Source organism: Pseudomonas sp. TH41 (genome assembly GCF_016650695.1).
GTDB lineage: Bacteria > Pseudomonadota > Gammaproteobacteria > Pseudomonadales > Pseudomonadaceae > Aquipseudomonas.
Window position 1 is genome coordinate 65325 of record NZ_JAEKFH010000007.1, and the last position, 21262, is coordinate 86586.

Annotated in this window: 24 protein-coding genes and 1 pseudogene; 9 read left to right on the forward strand and 16 right to left on the reverse strand. The window is 58.1% G+C overall.

What is annotated here, in order from left to right; genetic code table 11:
• Nucleotides 1-19: 19 nt before the first annotated feature.
• Entirely contained in the window at nt 20-364 is a 345-nt protein-coding gene (locus tag JFU37_RS27315; RefSeq protein ID WP_201120137.1) for a YciI family protein, read from the reverse strand.
• Between the two features lie 80 nt (nt 365-444).
• Nucleotides 445-879 (reverse strand): YybH family protein, encoded by a 435-nt coding sequence (locus tag JFU37_RS27320; RefSeq protein ID WP_201120138.1) that lies wholly within the window; start codon nt 877-879, stop codon nt 445-447.
• Between the two features lie 139 nt (nt 880-1018).
• Between JFU37_RS27320 and JFU37_RS27325 the strand changes: the two genes are divergently transcribed.
• Nucleotides 1019-1504: a GNAT family N-acetyltransferase gene (locus JFU37_RS27325; RefSeq protein WP_201120139.1), complete on the forward strand. Its 486-nt coding sequence runs from the start codon at nt 1019-1021 to the stop codon at nt 1502-1504.
• 138 nt (nt 1505-1642) lie between these two features.
• Here JFU37_RS27325 and JFU37_RS27330 read toward each other — a convergent pair whose 3' ends face one another.
• From JFU37_RS27330 to JFU37_RS27340, 3 genes are all read right to left on the reverse strand, one after another.
• Nucleotides 1643-2131: a GNAT family N-acetyltransferase gene (locus JFU37_RS27330; protein WP_201120140.1), complete on the reverse strand. Its 489-nt coding sequence runs from the start codon at nt 2129-2131 to the stop codon at nt 1643-1645.
• A gap of 41 nt (nt 2132-2172) precedes the next feature.
• Entirely contained in the window at nt 2173-2661 is a 489-nt protein-coding gene (locus JFU37_RS27335; RefSeq protein WP_201120141.1) for a GyrI-like domain-containing protein, read from the reverse strand.
• Between the two features lie 66 nt (nt 2662-2727).
• A complete protein-coding gene (locus JFU37_RS27340; protein WP_201120142.1) occupies nt 2728-3390 on the reverse strand; it encodes a LysE family translocator in 663 nt (220 codons plus the stop codon).
• Between the two features lie 139 nt (nt 3391-3529).
• On the opposite strand from JFU37_RS27340, the gene alaC reads away from it, so the two are divergent.
• Nucleotides 3530-4747: an alanine transaminase gene (alaC, locus tag JFU37_RS27345; protein WP_201120143.1), complete on the forward strand. Its 1218-nt coding sequence runs from the start codon at nt 3530-3532 to the stop codon at nt 4745-4747.
• A 283-nt stretch (nt 4748-5030) separates the two neighbouring features.
• Here alaC and JFU37_RS27350 read toward each other — a convergent pair whose 3' ends face one another.
• Together JFU37_RS27350 and JFU37_RS27355 are read right to left on the reverse strand one after the other, a co-directional pair.
• Nucleotides 5031-6383, reverse strand: a complete 1353-nt coding sequence (locus tag JFU37_RS27350; RefSeq protein ID WP_201120144.1) for a GntP family permease — start codon at nt 6381-6383, stop codon at nt 5031-5033.
• A gap of 82 nt (nt 6384-6465) precedes the next feature.
• The gene (locus JFU37_RS27355) at nt 6466-6999 is read right to left on the reverse strand and encodes a gluconokinase (RefSeq protein ID WP_201120145.1); all 534 of its coding nucleotides are present in this window, start codon (nt 6997-6999) and stop codon (nt 6466-6468) included.
• Between the two features lie 215 nt (nt 7000-7214).
• Here JFU37_RS27355 and JFU37_RS27360 point away from each other — a divergent pair, with 215 nt between their 5' ends.
• From JFU37_RS27360 to JFU37_RS27380, 5 genes are all read left to right on the forward strand, one after another.
• The gene (locus JFU37_RS27360) at nt 7215-8246 is read left to right on the forward strand and encodes a LacI family DNA-binding transcriptional regulator (protein ID WP_201120146.1); all 1032 of its coding nucleotides are present in this window, start codon (nt 7215-7217) and stop codon (nt 8244-8246) included.
• A gap of 325 nt (nt 8247-8571) precedes the next feature.
• Nucleotides 8572-9072: a hypothetical protein gene (locus JFU37_RS27365; protein WP_201120147.1), complete on the forward strand. Its 501-nt coding sequence runs from the start codon at nt 8572-8574 to the stop codon at nt 9070-9072.
• Between the two features lie 74 nt (nt 9073-9146).
• Nucleotides 9147-9779 (forward strand): glutathione S-transferase family protein, encoded by a 633-nt coding sequence (locus JFU37_RS27370; protein ID WP_201120148.1) that lies wholly within the window; start codon nt 9147-9149, stop codon nt 9777-9779.
• 143 nt (nt 9780-9922) lie between these two features.
• Nucleotides 9923-11347, forward strand: a complete 1425-nt coding sequence (locus tag JFU37_RS27375) for an MFS transporter (protein WP_201120149.1) — start codon at nt 9923-9925, stop codon at nt 11345-11347.
• 153 nt (nt 11348-11500) lie between these two features.
• Nucleotides 11501-12040 carry a hypothetical protein gene (locus tag JFU37_RS27380; RefSeq protein WP_201120150.1) on the forward strand — a complete coding sequence of 180 codons (540 nt, stop codon included), beginning with the start codon at nt 11501-11503 and terminating at the stop codon, nt 12038-12040.
• Between the two features lie 128 nt (nt 12041-12168).
• Here the strand turns inward: JFU37_RS27380 and JFU37_RS31395 are convergent, their stop codons facing one another.
• The 6 genes and pseudogenes from JFU37_RS31395 to JFU37_RS27405 all read right to left on the reverse strand — a co-directional run bounded on the left by JFU37_RS31395 (nt 12169) and on the right by JFU37_RS27405 (nt 17771).
• Complete coding sequence (locus JFU37_RS31395) at nt 12169-12738, reverse strand: methyl-accepting chemotaxis protein (protein ID WP_446739614.1); 570 nt, start codon at nt 12736-12738, stop codon at nt 12169-12171.
• Nucleotides 12712-13494, reverse strand: a pseudogene (locus JFU37_RS31400) (PAS domain-containing protein); the annotation flags it as partial. The gene JFU37_RS31395 and the pseudogene JFU37_RS31400, both read right to left, overlap by 27 nt.
• A 623-nt stretch (nt 13495-14117) precedes the next feature.
• Nucleotides 14118-15131 (reverse strand): ABC transporter substrate-binding protein, encoded by a 1014-nt coding sequence (locus JFU37_RS27390; RefSeq protein ID WP_201120152.1) that lies wholly within the window; start codon nt 15129-15131, stop codon nt 14118-14120.
• Nucleotides 15128-15670 carry a sigma-70 family RNA polymerase sigma factor gene (locus JFU37_RS27395; protein ID WP_201120153.1) on the reverse strand — a complete coding sequence of 181 codons (543 nt, stop codon included), beginning with the start codon at nt 15668-15670 and terminating at the stop codon, nt 15128-15130. Before JFU37_RS27395 ends, JFU37_RS27390 begins: the two co-directional genes overlap by 4 nt.
• Before the next feature lie 239 nt (nt 15671-15909).
• Complete coding sequence (locus tag JFU37_RS27400; protein WP_201120154.1) at nt 15910-16701, reverse strand: phosphate/phosphite/phosphonate ABC transporter substrate-binding protein; 792 nt, start codon at nt 16699-16701, stop codon at nt 15910-15912.
• A 128-nt stretch (nt 16702-16829) separates the two neighbouring features.
• Nucleotides 16830-17771, reverse strand: coding sequence for a fatty acid desaturase (locus JFU37_RS27405; RefSeq protein WP_201120155.1), 942 nt, complete (start codon nt 17769-17771; stop codon nt 16830-16832).
• A 413-nt stretch (nt 17772-18184) separates the two neighbouring features.
• On the opposite strand from JFU37_RS27405, the gene JFU37_RS27410 reads away from it, so the two are divergent.
• Nucleotides 18185-18610 carry a GNAT family N-acetyltransferase gene (locus JFU37_RS27410; protein ID WP_201120156.1) on the forward strand — a complete coding sequence of 142 codons (426 nt, stop codon included), beginning with the start codon at nt 18185-18187 and terminating at the stop codon, nt 18608-18610.
• Nucleotides 18611-18745: 135 nt separating this feature from the next.
• Here the strand turns inward: JFU37_RS27410 and def are convergent, their stop codons facing one another.
• The 3 genes from def to JFU37_RS27425 all read right to left on the reverse strand — a co-directional run bounded on the left by def (nt 18746) and on the right by JFU37_RS27425 (nt 20599).
• On the reverse strand, nt 18746-19285 hold the full coding sequence (gene def / locus JFU37_RS27415; protein WP_201120157.1) for a peptide deformylase: 540 nt from the start codon (nt 19283-19285) through the stop codon (nt 18746-18748).
• 2 nt (nt 19286-19287) lie between these two features.
• Nucleotides 19288-20238 carry a YihY/virulence factor BrkB family protein gene (locus tag JFU37_RS27420; protein WP_201120158.1) on the reverse strand — a complete coding sequence of 317 codons (951 nt, stop codon included), beginning with the start codon at nt 20236-20238 and terminating at the stop codon, nt 19288-19290.
• A gap of 169 nt (nt 20239-20407) precedes the next feature.
• On the reverse strand, nt 20408-20599 hold the full coding sequence (locus tag JFU37_RS27425) for a CsbD family protein (protein ID WP_201120159.1): 192 nt from the start codon (nt 20597-20599) through the stop codon (nt 20408-20410).
• Nucleotides 20600-20799: 200 nt separating this feature from the next.
• Here JFU37_RS27425 and JFU37_RS27430 point away from each other — a divergent pair, with 200 nt between their 5' ends.
• On the forward strand, nt 20800-21177 hold the full coding sequence (locus JFU37_RS27430) for a hypothetical protein (protein ID WP_109634211.1): 378 nt from the start codon (nt 20800-20802) through the stop codon (nt 21175-21177).
• Nucleotides 21178-21262: the final 85 nt, after the last annotated feature.

Below are 21262 nucleotides of genomic sequence, written 5' to 3' on the forward strand. Positions count from 1 at the left end.
CCTGTGTTGTGATTTTAATTCAGGGATTCAACTGACGAACGGGACGCACCTCGACACAGCCAACCCGGGCCGCCGGAATATTGCCGGCGACCTGGAGGGCTTCGTTGAGGTCTTTGGCATCGATCAGGTAGAAGCCGGCCAACTGCTCCTTGGTTTCGGCGAACGGTCCGTCGGTGATCGACATTTTGCCGTTGCGCATGCGCACGGTGGTCGCGGTTTGCACCGATTCCAGCGCCTCGGCCGCAACCATCCGGCCGCTGCCCTGGATTGACTCGGCATAGGCCATGCACTCGGCGTCCTTGGGACTTTCAGGCGAGGCGTGCAATTCGCGCTCGTTGCTGTAGACCAGGCATAAATATTTCATAGGGCTCTCCCTAATCGAACTGATCAACTATGGCTGCAGATAGGTGCTTTCGCGACATTCCCGACGAATCAACCCGACAGTCAGGGTTTCAGGTCGAACAAGGCCGTGCCGCTCACCATGTCGAACGGAGCCGACCAGTGTTCATGGACGATGCACCATTGCCCGGCGATGTTCCGATAGCAGGCCGTCACGCGCATCCAGCAGGCCTGGGTTTCACCTTTGTCGTTGGTGCCGCCGCAATGGGCCAGCCAGTGGGCGAAGGCGATGTCCTGCGACGGCACGATGCTCATTTCGTGGAACTCGAAAATATGGGGTCCCGGGCACATCGTCATGCATTCTTCCCAGTGCGCGCGATAGGCCGTCTTGCCCTTGAATTGCAGAGCCTTGACGGCGTCGAAGGAGACGATGTCGTCCGCGTACAGCGCCATGACTTTTTCCACATCCTTGGCGATGACAGCTTGGCGATAGGTTTCAACCAGGGTCTGGATTTCGGTTTGAGCGGTGAGCGCATTCATGACGATTCTCCGAGAGGTTTATCGTGAAGACACCCTTAGTCGTCTGGCGAAAAGCCAAATCGACAGCCGAAATAAAAAAAACATGAACACAAACTCGTTAGAATCCGTGGCTCATCTCTGTTGGAAAAAGGACACTCCAGTGACAGCCCGACTCGTGCCTTACGAAAGCCTGAACGCGCTCCAGCGCCAGCAGGTCGAGGCCATTGAAGTTCACAAAGAACAAATCAAATTCTCCGGCGACATCCACGGGGCGTTGCACACCTTGCTGTCCAAGCCGGGCCCCGGCGTCAAAGGATTTGCCCTGCTGGCCGAAGAAGTCCCCGTCGCCTTCCTGCTGCTCAAACGCCCACCGGTATTACCGGCCTGGGCCGATGAACACAGCGCCACCTTGCATGCGCTGCAAGTCGATCACCGGGCCCAGGGCAAAGGGTATGGCAAGGCCTGCCTGCGCGCCTTGCCTGAGGTGGCGCGTCAGGCGTTTCCGGAAATAAAAGCGCTGGAGTTGTCGGTGGATGCGGACAATGCAGCCGCCATCGCGCTCTACGTAAAATTCGGCTGGGCAGACAGCGGCGAGGCCTACAAGGGCCGGATAGGCTATGAACGGCGGATGGGGCTGGTTTTCTGAAGATCAACTGAAACAACCATAAACCCCTGTAGGAGCGAGCTTGCTCGCGATGGACTTGAGAACAACGCGTTTATTCAGGAAGAACGCGTTATCGTTAACGTCCATCGCGAGCAAGCTCGCTCCTACAGGGGGTTGTGTTTACAGGTTCAAAATCATCTCATGCCACGCCATGCCGCCATGGTCAGACGCTGAAGGCTTGATGTAGGCAAACCCAAAACCGGCATAGAGCGGAATATGCCGTTCCTTGCACATGAGGTTGATGCTGGTTTTGTTCAACGCCCGCATCCGCTCGATGAATTCGCCCATCAAGCGTTTCGCCAAACCCTGCCCCTGATAGTCCGGATGCACCACCACCGACATGATCACCACATGCGGGCCCTTCGGGTCGTGGCCAATCAGCTCCTTGAACGCCTCGTCCGACATTTCCACCTGAAACGCCGCACCCGAGTTGATGAAACCGGCTACCACGCCGTCGACTTCGGCGACGATAAAGCCCTCGGGCCAGGTGGCAATGCGCGTGGCGATTTTCTCGCGGGTGGCGGCTTCGTCGCCTTCGTAGGCGACGGTTTCGATGGCGTAGCAACGGTCCAGATCAGCAGGCGTGACGTGACGGATGACGGTGTTCATGGCAGCTCGGAATCAGCGATAAAAAGGCTGGCGATCATAAATTATTGCGCCTTGATCGGCAGCCAGATTTCCAGCACACCGGTGTTGAGCTTCGGGTTGAAGTCCTCGCTGTAGCGTTCGAACTCCGGTGCGTCTGCCGCTTGGCGTCCGGACTGCGGCAGCCAGGTTTTCCAGATGTATTGAAAGGTTTGGGGCAAGGTGTCCAGCGCGCCCTGGTGTTCGAACACCGCGTACTGCTGAGGCTGAACCTCGACCCAGCGGTATTTGTCGGGCAGGTCGTCGAGCTTGCTGATTTCGACGCCGGCGATGTATTCGAAGCCGCCCTTGCCATCCGGATTGCAGCAGATGCCGTAGGTGACTTCGCTTTTTTGACCGGGAATTTTACCAATCTCGGGAATGAATTTATCCCAGAGCTTGGGGATACCTTCCGTTGTAGCCGTGGTAAATCGTCCGCCAAACCCTGCAATGAGCAGGAAGTGCCCGTGTTCGAAGCGTGGCCCAGTCGGTTCGACGCCTGTTTGCTCATCCATGACTGACTCCTGGATCAAAAAAGTGGGTTCGGCTGGGAGTATAGAAGCCAAACCCGATTCGCCCAGTTACAGTGCGTGCAATTGCTCGACGGCGCCCGCACCGACAAACTCGTTGTAACCCGATAGGATCACGTAGACCGCGAAATAGCAGAAGATCGCCGCCGATGTCATGTACGAGTAACGCAACAGTTTATCGCCCAACAACTTGCCGCCGTGGCTCGCCGCCAAGCACAACCCCACACACCAAAGCAGTCCGGCGCAGAAGAACCCGCTCAAGAACAACGCCGAGCTGAGCGCCCCTGCCCCGCCTGAACGCGCGATCAGAGTACCACCGACCGCAGCGAACCAGAGAATGGCGCTCGGTGAAGACATGGCCAGGAAGATCCCGCGAAAAAATTCCTTGCGGTGCGAGTTCTGCCCCACTTCCTCGGCCTGCGCCAGCACCGCTTCGTGGTGAATCGCGGAATAGATCATCTTCGCCGCGAAATACACCAGCAGCGCCGAACCACCGATCCACAGCACCCAGCGGACGGTTTCGTACTGCAGCAAAACGGTCATGCCGGCCAGCGCCAGCACCGCGTAAATCAGGTCGCCGACACACGTCCCCAACCCCAGCGCAAAGCCTTGAAAATAGCCGCGCTGCATCGCCAGCGTTATCATCGCGATATTGGCCACGCCGATGTCCAGGCACAGCGAAAGGCTCAGCAAGAAGCCACTGGTGAATTCCATCAACCCGTTTCCTTCGGACAAATTTGTTTACATAGTCACTGGACAGTGTGCCATACCAGCCCTTATCTTCCGCAACAGGCCACCGCAGTGGCCAGCGTCGCTCGGACGGTTCCGGGCGCTCACGTTACCCGAGGCAACAATGGCTAACCCAGGTTCGCCGCGCCGCTTTGCGCGCATAGATCGACTCCCCCCTTACGTTTTCAACATCACTGCCGAGCTGAAGATGGCCGCCCGTCGTCGTGGCGAAGACATCATCGACTTCAGCATGGGCAACCCCGACGGCCCGACACCGCCACACATCGTTGAAAAACTGGTCACCGTTGCACAACGCGAAGACACCCACGGCTACTCGACGTCCAAGGGTATTCCGCGTCTGCGTCGGGCGATTTCCAACTGGTACAAGGATCGCTACGAGGTCGACATCGACCCGGAAACCGAAGCCATTGTCACCATCGGCTCCAAGGAGGGCCTGGCGCATTTGATGCTGGCCACCCTCGATCAGGGCGACACGGTCCTGGTGCCGAACCCAAGCTACCCGATTCACATCTACGGTGCCGTAATTGCAGGCGCCCAGGTGCGTTCGGTGCCGCTGATTCCGGGCGTGGACTTCTTCGCCGAGCTGGAAAGCGCCATTCGCGGTTCGATCCCGAAACCGAAAATGATGATCCTCGGTTTCCCCTCCAATCCCACCGCGCAGTGCGTGGAGCTGGACTTCTTCGAGCGCGTGATCGCCCTCGCCAAGCAGTACGACGTGTTGGTAGTGCACGATCTGGCCTACGCCGACATCGTCTATGACGGCTGGAAAGCCCCGTCGATCATGCAAGTACCCGGCGCCAAGGACATCGCGGTGGAGTTTTTCACTCTATCCAAGAGCTACAACATGGCGGGCTGGCGCATCGGCTTCATGGTCGGCAACGCCGAACTGGTCAATGCCCTGGCGCGGATCAAGAGCTACCACGACTACGGCACGTTCACCCCGCTGCAGGTCGCGGCCATTGCGGCGCTGGAAGGCGATCAACAGTGCGTCAAAGACATCGCCGAACAGTATCGCCAGCGTCGCAACGTGCTGGTCAAAGGCCTGCATGAACTGGGCTGGATGGTCGAAAACCCGAAAGCGTCGATGTACGTCTGGGCCAAGATTCCCGAGGCGTATGCGCATCTGGGCTCGCTGGAGTTCGCCAAGAAACTGCTGGCAGAGGCCAAGGTCTGCGTCTCGCCGGGCGTGGGTTTCGGGGAATATGGGGATGATCACGTGCGCTTCGCGCTGATCGAAAACCAGGACCGGATTCGTCAGGCCGTGCGTGGGATACGCGCGATGTTCCGGGCGGATGGGCTGGTCAGCAAAACCAACGCCTGACATCTAACACCTAACACCTAACACCTAACACCTAACACCTAACACCTAACACCTAACACCTAACACCTAACACCTAACACTGTAGGAGCTGTCGAGTGAAACGAGGCTGCGATCTTTTGATCTTGATCTTGATCTGAAAAAACAAGATCAAAAGATCGCAGCCTCGTTTCACTCGACAGCTCCTACAGGGACAGGGACAGGGACAGGGACAGGGACAGGGATTTCGATTCTTCACCCACAAAAAAACCGCATCGCTGCGGTTTTTTTGGGTTTGGCGTTTGTGTCAGACGAACATCGACAACAGCATGATAAAGCCCAGCGCCACGATGGACAGGATGGTTTCCATCGCCGTCCAGGTTTTGAAGGTTTCCGCCACGGTCATGTTGAAGTACTGCTTCACCAGCCAGAAACCGGCGTCGTTGACATGAGACAGGATCAACGAACCGGCACCCGTCGCCAGTACCAGCAGCTCACGGTTCACTCCCGGAATCATCCCCACCACCGGCACTACAATGCCCGCGCCAGTAATGGTCGCCACGGTCGCCGAACCGGTTGCCACGCGAATCACCGCCGCCACCAGCCAGGCCAGCAGGATCGGCGAGATCTGTGCGTTCACCGCCATGTGGCCGATCACATCACCCACACCGCTGGTCACCAGCATCTGCTTGAAGCCACCACCGGCACCGATGATCAGAATAATCGCGGCGGTCGGCGCAAGGCTCGCATCGAGCAATTTCAGAATGCGTTTGGAGTCGATGCCCTGACGGTGGCCGAAGGTGTACAGCGACAGCAGCAAGGCCAGCAACAGCGCCGAGATCGGGTGACCGACCAGGTCCATGAAGGTGCGCAAGAAATTGCCATCCGGCAACGCTACGTCAGCAAAGGTCTTGAGCAACATCAGGAACACCGGCAGCAACACGGTGACCAAGGTGATGCCGAAGCTCGGCAGCTCTGCCGCCTCAGGCTCGCGAGCCAGTTGATCCACCAGTTCCTGATTAGGATGGCCGGGAATGTATTTGGCAATGAAGGTGCCGTAAATCGGGCCGGCGATGATGGCCGTCGGCAGCGCAACGATCAGGCCGTAGAGAATGGTTTTACCGATGTCGGCACCGAACACGCCGATGGCCAGCAGCGGGCCCGGGTGCGGCGGAACCAGACCGTGCACGGCGGACAGACCGGCGAGCAACGGGATACCGATTTTGATGATCGACACGCCGGTACGCCGGGCGACGATGAACACCAGCGGGATCAGCAGCACGAAACCGATTTCGAAGAACAGCGGAATGCCGACCAGGAAGGCCGCGAACATCATGGCCCACTGCACCTTGTCCTTGCCGAACGCACGAATCAGGGTCTGGGCAATTTGATCCGCCCCGCCGGACTCGGCCATCATTTTGCCGAGCATCGTACCCAGCGCCAGGATGATCCCGACGAAACCAAGCACGCCACCGAAACCGTCCTGGAACGCTTTGATGATGGTGCCAATCGGCATGCCGGACGTCAGCCCGAGGAAGGCGGCGGCAATGATCAGCGCGATGAAAGGATGCAGTTTGAATTGGGTGATCAGGACGATAAGCCCGATCACCGTGACCACTGCATCGAGCAGCAGGAACGTCTCGTGGGACATGCCAAACATTAGGGGTGTCTCCTGGTTGTTGTTGTTATTAAAGCGGGTAATTCGCACGCCAACAGGACAGCGCTATCTCTGTGAGCAAAACTCATACGGCGCGCTTCAAGCCATGTTCGAGCCACCAGTGGTGCGCCTGAACGGCCAATTCGTCGACGCTGTGGTTCGACGCATCGAGGGCCAGGGTCAGGGGCTCGCCCACGGGGGATTCGAGGGTAGCGAACTGGCTGGCGATCAACGTCGACGGCATGAAGTGGCCAGGACGATGGGACACACGGTCGGCGGCGACTTCGGGAGTCAGTTCAAGGAACACGAAGCCCAGGCCCGGCAAGGCGCTGCGCAGCACTTCGCGGTAACTGTGTTTGAGGGCCGAGCAGGTCAGCACTGGACGTTGGCCGAGGGCGTCGACGCGGCGCAGTTCATCGCACAGGCTGTCGAGCCAGCCGGCACGGTCGTCGTCGTTCAGGGGAATACCCGCGCTCATCTTTTCGATATTGGCGGCCGGGTGGAAAGTATCGCCTTCAATGGCCGTCGCGCCGCTGAGTTGGCACAAGGCCTCACTGACGCACGTCTTGCCGCAACCGGCAACGCCCATGATGACCAGGGCTGTGATGGGATGATTCATGTAACACCTCAGCGCGCAGACAGCGCTACCTTTGCCAGTTATGACACTAGACGAAAAGTAGAAGTTGCCGACGCCTTCTTGTCATTTTTGTGGGTTGCAGCATGTTCGTTCCCAACGCCGAAAAGCGAGGTTCAGGCAAACCCCGCTCACGCATTTGCAGCTGCATCGAGACAGCGCTACCTTAGTGCCTCGAATTTTGTTTGGCAAGCCGTCCGATGATCTCCCCTAAAAACGACAAAAATACGCGCACCACTGGCCGCCCTACCCTCAACGAAGTGGCACGCCTGGCCGGTGTCAGCCCGATCACCGCCTCCCGCGCCTTGCGCGGCGTCAGCACCGTGGCCACCGAACTGGTGGAAAAAGTCCAGAAGGCCGCCCTCGAACTCAACTATGTGGTCAACCCCGCCGCCCGCGCGCTAGCCTCGGCGCAGAGCCATTCGGTGGTGGTGTTGGTGCCTTCGCTGTCCAACCTGTTGTTCATCGACACACTGGAAGCCATTCATCAGGTGTTGCGCCCCAAGGGCTTCGAAGTGCTGATCGGCAACTTCCATTACTCGCGCGATGAAGAAGAAAACCTGCTGCGCAACTACATGGCCTATCAGCCGCGTGGCTTGCTACTGACCGGGTTTGATCGCACCGAAAGCTCGCGGCGGATGATCGAGGCAAGCAACATTCCTTGCGTGTACATGATGGAGCTGGACAGTGCAGCGGGCCTCAATTGCGTGGGTTTCTCACAGCTCGCGGCCGGTGAAACAGCGGCGGAGCATTTACTGTCACGCGGTCGCAAGCGTCTGGCCTATATCGGCGCGCAACTGGATCAACGCACGTTGTTGCGAGGGGAAGGTTTTCGCAAAGCCCTGCAAAAGGCCGGTTTATATGACCCGGACCTGGAAGTACTGACACCGCGCGCCTCCTCTGTCGGTTTGGGCGGCGAATTGTTTCTACAACTGATCGCCAGTCATCCAGAGGTCGATGCGATCTTCTTCGGTAACGACGACCTGGCGCAGGGCGCGCTGCTTGAGGCGATGCGCTGCGGGATCAAGATCCCGGAACAAGTGGCGATCCTTGGCTTCAACGACCTGCCGGCCTCCGCCCACATGGTCCCGCGCCTGAGCAGCATCAGCACCCCACGCGAGGCGATTGGCCGCCGTGCGGCCGAGCAAATGCTGACCTTGATGGCGGGCAACACGGTGGCGAAACCGGTGCAGGACATGGGGTTTGAGTTGAAGGTGCGTGAGAGTACCTGACACGGCTAGGGACTCGCGAAACACGCTCTTTGTAGCAGCTGGCGAAGCCTGCGTCCGGCTGCGAAGCAGTCGTAGAATCAGTCTGCGCGGTGGTTCAGGAAGACCGTGCGCACAAGTTTTACGACTGCTGCGCAGCCGGACGCAGGCTTCGCCAGCTGCTACAGATCGCGTTACGGTTTGCACTCTCACCACAGACTCAGCGTTTAGTCCTGCGAACACAGGTTATCCAGCACTCTGCTTATCCGTATTTCGAAACACCTTTTACCCTCCCTCTCATGCGACTCGAGTGCAGAATCCGCAATCTTCATTCCCGGCGGACACTCCCATGCGCAAAATCATCATCCTGGCCTCCCTGCTAACGCTCTCGCTCGGACAGACGATTCAGGTGCAGGCTTCAGCGCCGGACGACTGGACTGTTTTTTTAAGCGATCCTCGCTTCATGCCGGCGATCAAAAGCTGTCTCGCCGCGCACCCCAAAGATCAGGGGATGGCCGTTGTTATGTATGTCGGGCACGCAAATCTGGAAGAAGTCGGCGTCATGACAACCGACCTGAGCGGGCGCAGAAACTCATGTTATGCCCGCAAGGATACGGGTCTGGAGAGCCTATCCAGGACGGTGTTCGATCCGCCGGGGCCGCTGTTTGTGTCAGTGGATCAAGTCAAGGCGGCCCCCAAAGGCACGTGCATTGAATCGACCCCGGTTTTCATCGACCACCAACTGCAGGGCTGGATCGTCAGGCAACCGATACTTCTTGAGCATGTTCCCAGCGCCTGCTCGACGCCGATCTGGAGCGAATTGTTCCCCACGCGACCGGATCCGGTTTAAGCAGGCTTGATGTCGCCCGCTGGCGGGCACACTATTAAATTCCCGAAGCCTCGATCCGCTAACGGAGTAGCCAAATGGAACACGCACTGAAAATTCTAGGTAAAGCTTCGTCCATCAACGTCCGAAAAGTCCTGTGGACTTGCGAGGAGTTGGGCGTTACCTACGAACGCGAGGATTGGGGCAGCGGTTTCACCTCGACTCACATTCCGGAGTTTCTGAGGCTCAACCCCAACGCACTGGTGCCGGTGATCATCGACGAGGCCGGTGTGCTGTGGGAATCCAATACCATCTGCCGTTATCTGGCCGGCAAACACCAAAACACCGAGTTGCTGCCGCACGAACCGGCGGCGCGCGCCCGGGTGGAACAGTGGATGGATTGGCAAGCCACCGAGCTCAATCCTTCCTGGAGCTATGCATTCACGGCGCTGGTGCGCAAAGACCCGGAATTCCAGGATGCGCATCGCATTGAGGTCGGCATCCGTGGCTGGAACCAGAAAATGGCGATCCTCGAGCATCAACTCGCGGCCACCAAAGCCTATGTCACCGGGCCACACTTCACGCTGGCCGACATTGTCCTCGGGCTCTCCGTCAACCGCTGGCTGATGACCCCCATGGAGCGCCCCGACTACCCGGCCATCGATGAGTATTTTCAACGGTTGGCGCAACGCCCTGGGTTCTTGAAACACGGCTGTAACGGCCTGCCTTGAGCGGCCCCGCGCTATAAACCAGCAAAATGTGAACCTTCCTTGCAATAACCAGGCGAATCTCGATGCAAAGGCGCCGAGATTCACACGCATTGATTTCCGATAGCAGGCTAAGCTTCCTCTTCAACAAGAATTTGGATCCGCCCATGCCTGCTCAGTCCCCCATCACCGCTCAATCCGATGGCATCGACCCTGTTCGTGCCGCGCAGATCTCCGCCCGCATTGACCGACTTCCCGCTGTTTCAACGATTTGGCGGTTGGTGGCGCTGCTGTCGATCGGTGGTTTTTTCGAGCTCTATGACCTGTTCCAGACCGCCTACATCAGTCCGGGCCTGATCCGCGACGGCATCTTCGCCACCGGTAGCCAGGGCGTGTTCGGTTTCTCCGACCAGGCCGCCTTCGCCTCCGCCACGTTTCTTGGGCTGTTCCTCGGCGCGAGCGTCCTGAGCCCGTTGGCCGATCGTTTCGGCCGGCGCGCGATCTTCACGTTCGCGCTGGTGTGGTACACCGTCGCGACCGTGGCAATGGGCGTCCAGAGTTCAGCACTGGGCATCATCTGCATGCGTTTTCTGGTGGGCATCGGGCTAGGCATCGAACTGGTGACCATCGACGCCTACCTCTCGGAACTGGTGCCCAAACGCATGCGCAGTTCGGCGTTTGCCTTTGCGTTTTTTGTGCAGTTTTTGTCCGTGCCGGCGGTGGCGCTGATGTCATGGTGGCTGGTGCCGCAAGCGCCGTTCGGTGTGTCCGGTTGGCGCTGGGTGGTGTTGGCGAGCGCGGTGTTTGCGTTGTTCATCTGGTGGTTGCGCAAGCGCTTGCCGGAGTCGCCGCGCTGGCTGGCCCAGCATGGGCGGTTCGAGGAGGCCAGCAAGATTCTCGATGGCATTGAAGCCCGCTGCGTGAAGGATCAGGGCAAGCCGCTGGATGAACCGGAACTGGCAGCGCTGGATATTCAGGGCTCGGGCCGTTTCGCCGATATCTGGCAGCCGCCCTATCGGCGTCGGGCCTTTATGCTGATTGTGTTTCACGTGTTCCAGGCCATCGGTTTCTTTGGTTTCGGCAACTGGTTGCCGGCGCTGCTCTCTGGCCAGGGCGTGAGCGTGACCCATAGTTTGATGTACGCGTTCATCATCACCCTCGCCTACCCGCTCGGGCCGCTGCTGTTCGTGAAGTTCGCCAACCGCTTCGAGAACAAGTGGCAAATTGTCGGCTCGGCATTGGGCGCGATGACCTTCGGCACACTGTTCGCGTTGCAGACCAGCGCGTTCGGCCTGATCTTCTGCGGGGTGATGATCACCTTCTGCAATGCCTGGCTGAGCTTCAGCTATCACTCCTACCAAAGCGAATTGTTCCCCACCAACATCCGTGCCCGGGCGGTGGGCTTCTGTTATTCCTTCAGTCGATTGTCGACGGTGTTCAGCAGTTTGCTGATCGGGATTTTCCTAGAACACTTCGGCACGCCGGGGGTGTTGGCGTTTATTGTCAGCAGCATGCTGATCGTGATGTTGACCATCGGTGGGTTCGGCCCACGCACCCGCAACCTGGCACTGGAGAATATTGCGCACCGTTGACAACAGTGCGGTCGACCACTGCCGCCAAGCGGCAAGATTTGACCGCCTCCGGTGCGATTCCCGGCTTGCGCCCTTTGAAAGCACTGGGCGACAGCGACGGCATGTTAATTGCTCCTACAGTCCGGACAGCAATTACCCACAGGTCTACTCATCATGTTGGTCAATGCAAAACAAACACCCGTCGTTCAGCCACCGCAACGTACGGACATGGACCCGACCACCGCTGCCGCCAGTGCGTTGTACAGCGGGTTGATCCCGAACGTGCAAAACAATGCGGTTGTGCAATCGGTGCAGAACAGCGCCAGCGTCCAGGCCTCCGGCCTGACGTCCGCCACCCAGCAAGTCACCGCGGCCAACACAATCAGCGACAACGTCAATGAGGCATTCGCAAAAACCCGCGTGGCGCTGCAATCGACAGATACTTCTAGTGTGCCAACGTCCGGCGATAGCACGGCCATGGCCGACTTCAAGGACTACATGAGCAAATCGCCCGAGCAGCGCGTGCACGACAGCATTCTTAAAGAGATGGGGCTGACGGAAGACGATGTGAAAGCAATGCCGCCGGCACAACAGCAGGCCATCGCCAAAGAGATCGCCCAACGCATGGAAGACAAGTTGAAGCTGGCGAAGACCGGGAGCGAAGACAGCAACAGTAGCAGCCAGGTTGTGGACAAGTTCCTGGCCTCGCTTTAACCAAGCCCTGTAGGAGCGAGCTCGCTCGCGATGAACGTTAACGATAACGCGTTCTTCCTGAATAAACGCGTTGCGCTCAAGTCCTTCGCGAGCAAGCTCGCTCCTACAGGAAATGCGTCCAGCGTGAATCAGTTCAACTGCAACGTCGAGTTGAACTGACTGATCGCGTCCACCACATGCCGCGAGCCCTGCTGGATTTCCAGAATCACCTCGCCCGCCTCGTTCGCCAGCTCCACCCCTAGACCGGTTCGACTCAAACTCGACTGCATGCTCGACACCGCACTGAGCGACAAATCGTGGTTCTTGCGCACCACGTCAACAATTTCCAGCGTCGCCTGGCTCGTGCGTGCCGCGAGGCTGCGCACTTCATCCGCCACCACCGCAAACCCCCGCCCATGCTCCCCGGCCCGGGCCGCTTCGATGGCGGCGTTCAGCGCCAGTAGATTGGTCTGATCGGCAATCCCGCGAATGGTCTGAACGATGGTGCCGATGATGTCGGACTGTTTGCTGACCGCATCAATGCTCAACGCTGCTTCGTTCAAGTCCTTGGAAATGTCCTGGATGATTTGCACCGTTTGTTGCACCACTTCGGAACCTTTGCGTGCACAGACGTCGTTTTGTACCGAGGTGCTGTGGGCCGATTCCGCAGCGGTTTGCAGCGTGGTCACCTGATTCGTAATGTCACTGGCGAACTTCACCACTTTGAACAGTCGGCCCTTGGCATCGAACAATGGGTTGTAGGACGCTTCTAGAAACACTGTATGACCGTACTTATCTTTGCGTTCGAACCGGCGCGAGTGATATTCGCCGCGATTGAGTGACGCCCAAAACGCCTTATAGGTGTGTGACTCAGCTTCGGCGCGGTGGCAAAACAGGCTGTGGTGCTGCCCAACCACTTCGTTCAGCGAGTAATGCAGGGTTTTCAGGAAGTTTTCATTGGCCGTAATGACCTTGCCTTCCGGCGTAAATTCGATCACGGCCATAGAGCGACCGATGGCAGCGAGCAGGCTATCGTTTTCGTTCTCTTTGTTGACTCTGTCGGTGATGTCCGCCGCCACCTTGATCACGCTTTTGACTTGGCGATCGGAACCCAATACCGGCATGTAACTGGCTTCGAGCCAAACCTCCTTGCCTTGCTTGTTCAACCGAAGAAAGGTGCCGCTGACCGGTTCACCACGGGCCAGGTCACGCCATAGCTTTGCGTAATCCTCACTCCGGTAAAACGCTTCTTCGCAGAAGATGCGGTGATGTTTGCCCCGCACTTCCTCAGCGCCGTAACCCATGGCGCGGCAAAAATTTTCGTTGGCATCGAGCACGATGCCCTCGGGAGTGAATTCAATCATCGCCATCGAACGGCTCACGGCGGCCAACTTGGCGTTCGCCTCTGTCAGCGCGCAGCTGAAGCGTTCGATTTCCTGCAGGTCAGACTTGCGATGTAGGTTAAACATAGTCATATCACCTTAAGCGCGATCTTTTGATTGATGAAAGTACTTCGGTCTTTCAACTTATCCACCACTACGTTCCACGGAACAGGCACACGCGTTCCTCCACAGGAGGAATTGTCAGGTGATAAATGATGTTCAATCGGAGAGTCCATGCAGCGACGCTCTTATCAAGACATCCTTCTCTTGATAGCCCAGGTTCAGGCCAGCCCTAACGTTTTCTTATAAGTAACTCTCTTTACCGGACGACTCCCAGCGGCCCGGTGCAGGTGCCTCGGGAGCGATATCGCTGGTCACAAGTCAGCATAGACAGCCTCTTTGAGTACGCAAGGCCACTAGTCGGCCACTATGCAGGACAAAATCGGTTCAGCGAGCATGCTCCCGCCTGAACGGCCACCGACGGTGGCCGCTCGTGACGAGGCGGCTGGGGGATAAGGAGAGGACACTGATGAAGGAGAAGCTGCTCAAGACCGGGTGTGGAAGCGGTGTTGTCCACGCAGTGGGTATAGGTCTTGAGACCATCGCGAGCAGGCTCGCTCCTACATTTGATCTTCGGTGTGGCATAGATCAAATGTGGGAGCGAGCCGGCTCCGGGCGGCGTTCCGACGATGACGGTAGAACAGGCGCTGAAAAACTTACAAATTCGTTGTCACTTTGGTGGCTACCTCACCCGGCACCCAACCCTTCCACACCTGCGGCTGATCGCGCAAAAACGCTTCGGCCACCTGACGCGGTTGCTGGCGTTTTTCACTCATTTGCGCCAGGGTCTGGTTCAGCAGATCGATCGGCAAATCAACCTTTTCGAAGAACGCCACCAGGTCTGGATACTGGGTTTTGAACGGCGCAGAGACACCGATGGCCAAGCTGGCCGGCATCGAGCGGGTGCCTTTGGGATGGGGGTTGCTGGCATCGGCCAGGGTTTTCCAGGCGTCGGCGTCGAAAGCAGGTTCTTCGAGCTTGACCAGTTTGAAGCGACCCAACAGCGGGGTCGGCGACCAGTAGTAAAACAGCACCGGTTTGCCACGACGGATCGATGAAGCGACTTCTGCATCCAGCGCCGCACCGGAGCCCGTGCGGAAGTTGACGTAGCTGGCGGTCAGGTCATAAGCCTTGAGCTTCTGGCTGTTGACGATCTCCGAGGTCCAGCCGGTCGGGCTGTTGAGGAAGCGTCCGCGGCTCGGGTCTTCCGGATCGCGGAACACGTCCTTGTAGCGCGCCAGGTCGGCGACGGATTTCAGTTCCGGGGCCAAGGGTTTGATGCCACGTTCCGGGTCGCCCTTGATCACGTATTCCGGCACCCACCAGCCTTCGGTGGCCCCTTTGACGGTATCGCCCAAGCCAAACACTTTGCCTTCCGAGGCGGCTTTGACCCACGCAGGGCTGCGACCGGCCCACTCTTCTCCAATCACTTGAATATCATTCTTGGCCAGCGCCGCTTCGAGGCTGACGGTGCTGCCTGGCAGCGTATCGGTCGGGTAGCCGTAACCTTTCTCGACGATCAATCGCAGGATCTCAGTGATGAGGCTGCCGCTTTCCCAAGTGATGTCGCCGAAGTGAATGGGGGCGGTTTTTTCCGCTGCGGGGACGTGGGTAGCCACAAGGCTCAGGGCCAGCAGCGAACTGCCGAGCAGGGTTTTGATCGATCTCATGCAGACCTCCGGGTCAGGCGATTCAAGGGTTCATTGGCACTGTGCTGGGCGCACAACGTCTGGGAACGGGTCATGTAGACGCTCACCGAACGTTGGGAAATGCCCAGTTCGGCGGCGATCTGTGGGTAGGTCAGGCCATCGATTCGCGACAGCAGGAACGTTGCCCTGACTTTTCCAGGCAAGCGTTCAAGCGTGCGGTGGAGGCCATGCAGGGCCTGGCTCACTTGCGCCAGTTCCTCGGGCGACTTCGCTTGCTGCGCATCGACGTGTTGCAACTGATCGAGGTGTCGGCGCTCCAGATCGCGGCGGCGCCAGAGCTGATAAATCAACCGCTGGGCGATGGTGGTGAGCAAGGCGCGCGGATCGCGGATAGGCGTCAGTCCCGGCGATTCGAGCAGTTGCATGAAGGCTTCGGCGGCGATGTCTTCAACGCTGCTACTGGCCCCCAGATAGCGGTGCAACCGAGCGCACAGCCAGGGGTAATGGGCGCGGAACAATCCACCCACGTCGTTGCGATGGGATAGGTCGGTGCCGGACATAGAGGCTCCAAGGGTGAGGGGTCGCTGAATGTCCGGTCGTCCGGTGATGCGATCCTAGCAAGGAGCCTTATTCTTTAATAATACTTAAAACGAATTTTTATATTCGATTATGGAATTTAAGTAGGCGGCGCTTGGCAGATAGCTATCGCGGGCAAGCCACGCTCCCACAGGTATACGGAATTCCTGTGGGAGCGTGGCTTGCCCGCGATTAATAGAACTGTCGACGCAATACTTGAATCTCAACGCAATCGTCCGAGCCCCAGGTCCTCAGCTTCCTGCTGATAGTCGAGAACGATTTGATAGTCGCTCTCGCTGGCCGGCAGAACCTCGTGCAAACCGAGGATTTCAGCGACATCGGGCAACTCCCGCAATGTCTCGTTCATCACTTGCCGCAGCGCCTCAACGTGTTCATCTGTCACCGTCGCGGCGGTGATGTAGGGCAAGGTCGGACTGAACGCGCTTCGCGCGACGACGCGCAGACCGGCCACCTCGTCTTTGGCATGCCGCGCCAGGTAAGCGAAGGTCACGCTGTCGATGGCCGCCAGGTCAGCAAGCGCTTCGCGTAACCAGCGCAGGCTTTCGCGGTGGCTGCCGCTGATACCGACACTGGAAAAGAACTGTCCGTCGTGATGCAGCGGCGCCAGACGATGGCGCAGCAGGTTCATACCGCTGTTGGAGTCCTCGCCATTGATCACACCGCGGCTGTCGCGAAACGCCGCCAAGGTCCGCCGAGGATCATCGGCGCGACTCAGCAGCAGGCTGCAATGACTGCCGCCGTTGCTGTCGGGGAGTTCGTAGCGCGGACGGCCGACGACCCGGACCTGGCCGCGCAACGCTGTCATCAGCGGATAGCCGCAGGTTTGGGTCAGCAGCAAGTGCGGGGACAGCCACAGGTCCATCAACGAGAGGTGTTCGGCGTTACGGCGGAACGCACCCAGTCGCTCCAGAATCCGCGCCAGCCAACGCTCGTTCGCCCGGCGGATGGGTTCTGGGGCGACATACATCAGTAATTCAGCGAAGTGTTGTGTCATCAAAATACCCCAAACAACAAAAATTCTTGTAGGAGCGAGCTTGCTCGCGATGGTGTATCAGATACATCTATGTCGACTGACACACCATCGCGAGCAAGCTCGCTCCTACAAAGAGAACGCGTTCGCAATCAGTGAAACGGATGCTGTGGACTGTCCACGGCCTTCACCCCGTGCTGACGCCACAACTGGCCATAACCCTGTACCAGGAACCCGCCACTGCGTGCCAGCCATTGCTCGCGACGGGCGCGGTAGGCCCGGGGCAAGTCGTACCAGGGCAGCCCCGGCAGGTCGTGATGCACAAGGTGAAAATTGAGGTTCAGGAACAACCAGCGCCACGGCCAGGCCGCTTCGTTGATGACCGTCCGTTGCTCGGGCTGCGCATGGGGACGGTGTTCATAGTAAGAGCGAATCATGGCAATCGACAGGGCCGGCACACTGATCAGCAACAGGTAATGCCAGACCGGTAGCACGCTGTAGTGCGCGATGAACAGCAGCATCAACAGCGTCAGCGCGCCGTGGCTCAGCCACATCAGCCAGGCCTGGCGCGACCCCGCTTTCAGGCGATCAAGCTCTTCCCGAGCCAACCCCAGCAGCGCCAGTGGCGCACCGAGAATGACGCGACCGAGCACGGTTTTGTTCAGCCAGTGCAGGCCTTGTTCGAACAGTGAACTGCCCTGCCATTGCTCGGCGCTCAGGTAACGGCTTTCCGGATCGATACCGGGGAGGGTCAGGTCTTCATCACGGTGATGCCGCAAATGGCTGTCGCGATACAGGGTATAGGGATACCAGACAGCGAACGGCGCGTAGCCGAGGATTTTGTTCAGTGTTGGCCAGCGAGTCGGATGACCATGCAGCAATTCGTGCTGCACCGACAACCAAAGCACCACCAACGGAATCAACATCAAAGTGCTCCACCACAGGCCCAACCGGGCGCTGGCCAGCACGAGGCTGAACCAGCTGATGTATACGCCTATCAACAACAACCAGGTCGGCCACTCGGTGCGGGCCGTCAGGCGTTGGCGCAGGGTTTCGATTTCTTCTTGGTGGGCATTATCGAAGTAATGGGGCATGGCGTTGCTCAGATCGGGGACCAATCCCCTTCTGTGCAACGGCGCAGGGAAATCTTGCAGATTATTTGATGACTTCAACGCCCCCTGTAGGAGCGAGCTTGCTCGCGAAGAACTTGAGAGCAACGCGTTTATTCAGGAAGAACGCATTATCGTTAACGTCCTTCGCGAGCAAGCTCGCTCCTACAGGGGGGCTTAGATCTTAATGACCGAACACATCCACCTTCTTGGCTTTTTTGTCCGCGCGCTTTTCATCAGCGGTTTTCGCCGGTTTTTTCTTCGCTGCTTTCTTTGAATCCATGCCTTTGGCCATGATACTTACTCCACTCATACGGGATGTGAGATCAGGTATACACCTATCCCCGCGCGCGCGTTCTTTTATAATCGCCCGCTTTGCACACCGACAGCCCACCACCATGCCCAACACCCAATACACCTTGCTCGACGAGCCTTTGTGGCCCCTGATGAACAAGTTTTATCGCGCCCACCAGTCATCGATGAAAGCGGTCCGCGACGCTCAATTGTGGGTCGCTCGTCGTGATGAAATCATTGGTGCGCTGTGTTTGCGCCCAGTCTCTGGCGGACATTGGCTAACCGGCTTGTTCGTCGATCCGGCCTGTCGTGAACAAGGGATCGCGGCGGCGTTGATTGCGCAAGCGGTGAAAGGTCTCGAACACCCGGTCTGGTTGTTCTGCCATCCGGACTTGCGTGGCTTTTACGAACGCCGCGGGTTTTCCTTCGATCCGCAAATGCCTTACGCCATGGTCGAACGCCTGACCCGTTATGCACGCAGCAAACCGATGATCGCCATGGGCCTGGAACCGGAGAGCTTGACCGGATGATGTTGCGATTCGTTAAACCTGCCAAGAAAAAACAAGATCAAAAGATCGCAGCCTTCGGCAGCTCCTACAGGTGTTCACACTCCCCTGTAGGAGCTGCCGAAGGCTCGGGCCGCGTTCGGACGATCTTTTTGCCGTTCAATCGTCTGCGTTGGGATCCAGATCCGGGAACATGACCTCGGTAAAGCCGAATTTGCTGAAGTCGGTAATCCGCGACGGATACAACCGCCCGATCAGGTGATCGCATTCATGCTGCACCACACGCGCATGAAACCCCGAGGCGATGCGCACGATCGGCAAGCCCTTCGGATCAAAACCTTCGTAGCGAATCTGCTGATAACGCTCCACCGCGCCCCGCAGGCCGGGCACCGACAAACACCCTTCAAACCCCTCTTCCAGCACCGGGCTCAACGGCGTGATCAACGGGTTGATCAGAATCGTCTGCGGCACCGCTTCAGCGTCCGGATAGCGCTCGCTGTGCTCGAAACCGAAGATCACCAGTTGCAGATCGACACCGATCTGCGGAGCGGCCAGGCCAACCCCTCCGACGCTTTCCATGGTCTGGAACATGTCATCGATCAGCTGCCACAACTCAGGGCTGTCGAACATGTCGGCCGGGACCGGCGGAGCAATGCACAGCAGGCGCTCATCGCCCATTTTCAAAATTTCACGGATCATGGTCAGGCTTCGTCAGTGTTCGGGTTGAGCGAATGATCCCGGCCCAACCCCGAAACATGGTGTTTGTTTTCGTGATGGTGCTCGCCGGGGACTTTTTCGCCAGGGTCCTTGCCTTCGGTCGACATGTGCTCGATCACCGCATTCATCTCCGCGCCGAGCAACAGCACCGCCGCGGAAATATAGAAGTACAGCAACAGCACAATGATCGCGCCGATACTGCCATACATGGCGTTGTAGTTGGCGAAGGTCTTGACGTAAAACGCGAAGCCCAGGGACGCAATGATCCACACCACCACCGCCAGCACAGAGCCGGGGGTGATGAAGCGAAACTCTTGTTTGACGTCAGGCATGACGTAATAAATCAATGCCACCGCGACCATCATCAGGATCACGATCACCGGCCAGCGCGCGATGGTCCAGACTGTGACAATGAAATCCTCCAGACCGACCTGAGAGGCGATCCAGCTCATCACTTGCGGCCCGAGCACCATCAGCGCCGCGGCGATGAGCAACATGCCGGCGATGCCCACGGTGTAGAAAACCGACAGCGGAAAACGCTTCCATAACGGACGGCCTTCGACCACGTCATACGCGGCATTCATCGCGTTCATCATCAGCCGCACACCGGCGGAGGCCGTGTACAGCGCGATGACAATACCGACCGACAGCAAGCCACCCTTGGATTGCTGGAGCTGGTCGATCACCGGGTTTACCTGTTCCAGCGCCTGTGGCGGCAGGACCAGTTCCGATTGCAAGCGCAGCCAGGAGAAAAAGTCCGGCAGGTGCAGAAAACCGATCAGGGCGATGAGGAATAGAATGAAAGGAAACAGCGAAAACAGCATCTGATAGGCCAGCGCCGAGGCATAGGTCGACATCTCGTCGGCGATAAACTCGGTCACCGTACGCACCATTACACGGTGGATGGGCAGACCTTTCATGTCCGGGAAAATCATTAGCGTCTCCTTTCGCCGCAAAGGGTTGAAGTCGTAGCGACTCAGGGGCCGTTTTCTACATCAAAGTAGCCTACTTGGCGACTTTGAAACAATTTCCTTGTTCAAGTTCAGGCTGACACAAAAACGGCCATCCGCGGATGGCCGTTTCCGATACGCGTCAAAGGCGGGATCACGCCTTGTCGACACCTTTTTTGATAGCGTCTTTGGCCTTGCCAATGGCTTCTTGTACTTCACCTTTTTTTTCCTGCACTTTACCTTCGGCCTGCAGCCGGGTGTTGTCAGTGGCCTTGCCGACACCCTGCTTGACGTTGCCGACGGCTTCGTTAGCCATGCCTTTTACTTTATCGCCTGTGCTGCTCATGGTGTTTCTCCTGTGAACAATTCAACGGGGAAAGTAGTTACACAAAGATTGACCGGAGGCGTTTGCAGGGAGTTTCATTTATTTTCGGCCGCACATTTCATCGATCGAAGCAGGTTAGGCTTTATGTTTGCAGGCTAACCCCCGAGAATGCGCAACGTGTTCAGGCCTTGGCGCTGAAGATCCAATCCCGTAGGAATGTTATGAAACTCGATAAAAAGCAGGCCATTGCCCGCAGAAACCAGGAACTCGGCGGTGCTGTGCTTGGCGTCAACAACTGCCATTTCACCGAATTGAACCGCAACCGTAACATCTGGTGGTTCGATATTCCGGTGGCCCGCCTGGCCATTGGTCAGTACGAATGGGTTCACCTGCTGATGCACACGCCGGATACCGACGAACTGCTGCACCTGAAAGTGCCGACGGTGTTCCTGCGCGAGAAGCTCGAAGGCCTGGTGGTGCGCAATGAAGGCAAGCGCAAAGCCGCCTTGAGCCTGGAACTGAGCGCGGATAAAGATTCGTACTTGCAGGACATGCGGCCTGCCGGGACGAACGTGAACTTCGCGCCGTTCCGCCTTTAAAAGCAAAAGATCGCAGCCTGCGGCAGCTCCTACATGAGAATGCGTTCCCTGTAGGAGCTGCCGAAGGCTGCGATCTTTTGATCTT

Excerpts from the sequence above, each read along its gene's own strand:
- JFU37_RS27330 (WP_201120140.1), bottom strand. The coding sequence starts at position 2,131 with ATGAACACCGTCATCCGTCACGTCACGCCTGCTGATCTGGACCGTTGC.
- JFU37_RS27340 (WP_201120142.1), bottom strand. The coding sequence starts at position 3,390 with ATGGAATTCACCAGTGGCTTCTTGCTGAGCCTTTCGCTGTGCCTGGAC.
- JFU37_RS27430 (WP_109634211.1), top strand. The coding sequence starts at position 20,800 with ATGAAACTCGATAAAAAGCAGGCCATTGCCCGCAGAAACCAGGAACTC.
- JFU37_RS27365 (WP_201120147.1), top strand. The coding sequence starts at position 8,572 with ATGCGCAAAATCATCATCCTGGCCTCCCTGCTAACGCTCTCGCTCGGA.
- JFU37_RS27420 (WP_201120158.1), bottom strand. The coding sequence starts at position 20,238 with ATGATTTTCCCGGACATGAAAGGTCTGCCCATCCACCGTGTAATGGTG.
- JFU37_RS27335 (WP_201120141.1), bottom strand. The coding sequence starts at position 2,661 with ATGGATGAGCAAACAGGCGTCGAACCGACTGGGCCACGCTTCGAACAC.
- JFU37_RS27355 (WP_201120145.1), bottom strand. The coding sequence starts at position 6,999 with ATGAATCATCCCATCACAGCCCTGGTCATCATGGGCGTTGCCGGTTGC.
- JFU37_RS27320 (WP_201120138.1), bottom strand. The coding sequence starts at position 879 with ATGAATGCGCTCACCGCTCAAACCGAAATCCAGACCCTGGTTGAAACC.
- def (WP_201120157.1), bottom strand. The coding sequence starts at position 19,285 with ATGATCCGTGAAATTTTGAAAATGGGCGATGAGCGCCTGCTGTGCATT.
- JFU37_RS27400 (WP_201120154.1), bottom strand. The coding sequence starts at position 16,701 with ATGACACAACACTTCGCTGAATTACTGATGTATGTCGCCCCAGAACCC.
- JFU37_RS27395 (WP_201120153.1), bottom strand. The coding sequence starts at position 15,670 with ATGTCCGGCACCGACCTATCCCATCGCAACGACGTGGGTGGATTGTTC.
- JFU37_RS27360 (WP_201120146.1), top strand. The coding sequence starts at position 7,215 with ATGATCTCCCCTAAAAACGACAAAAATACGCGCACCACTGGCCGCCCT.
- JFU37_RS27405 (WP_201120155.1), bottom strand. The coding sequence starts at position 17,771 with ATGCCCCATTACTTCGATAATGCCCACCAAGAAGAAATCGAAACCCTG.
- JFU37_RS27375 (WP_201120149.1), top strand. The coding sequence starts at position 9,923 with ATGCCTGCTCAGTCCCCCATCACCGCTCAATCCGATGGCATCGACCCT.
- JFU37_RS27410 (WP_201120156.1), top strand. The coding sequence starts at position 18,185 with ATGCCCAACACCCAATACACCTTGCTCGACGAGCCTTTGTGGCCCCTG.
- JFU37_RS27370 (WP_201120148.1), top strand. The coding sequence starts at position 9,147 with ATGGAACACGCACTGAAAATTCTAGGTAAAGCTTCGTCCATCAACGTC.
- JFU37_RS27425 (WP_201120159.1), bottom strand. The coding sequence starts at position 20,599 with ATGAGCAGCACAGGCGATAAAGTAAAAGGCATGGCTAACGAAGCCGTC.
- JFU37_RS27350 (WP_201120144.1), bottom strand. The coding sequence starts at position 6,383 with ATGTTTGGCATGTCCCACGAGACGTTCCTGCTGCTCGATGCAGTGGTC.
- JFU37_RS27380 (WP_201120150.1), top strand. The coding sequence starts at position 11,501 with ATGTTGGTCAATGCAAAACAAACACCCGTCGTTCAGCCACCGCAACGT.
- JFU37_RS27390 (WP_201120152.1), bottom strand. The coding sequence starts at position 15,131 with ATGAGATCGATCAAAACCCTGCTCGGCAGTTCGCTGCTGGCCCTGAGC.
- alaC (WP_201120143.1), top strand. The coding sequence starts at position 3,530 with ATGGCTAACCCAGGTTCGCCGCGCCGCTTTGCGCGCATAGATCGACTC.
- JFU37_RS27315 (WP_201120137.1), bottom strand. The coding sequence starts at position 364 with ATGAAATATTTATGCCTGGTCTACAGCAACGAGCGCGAATTGCACGCC.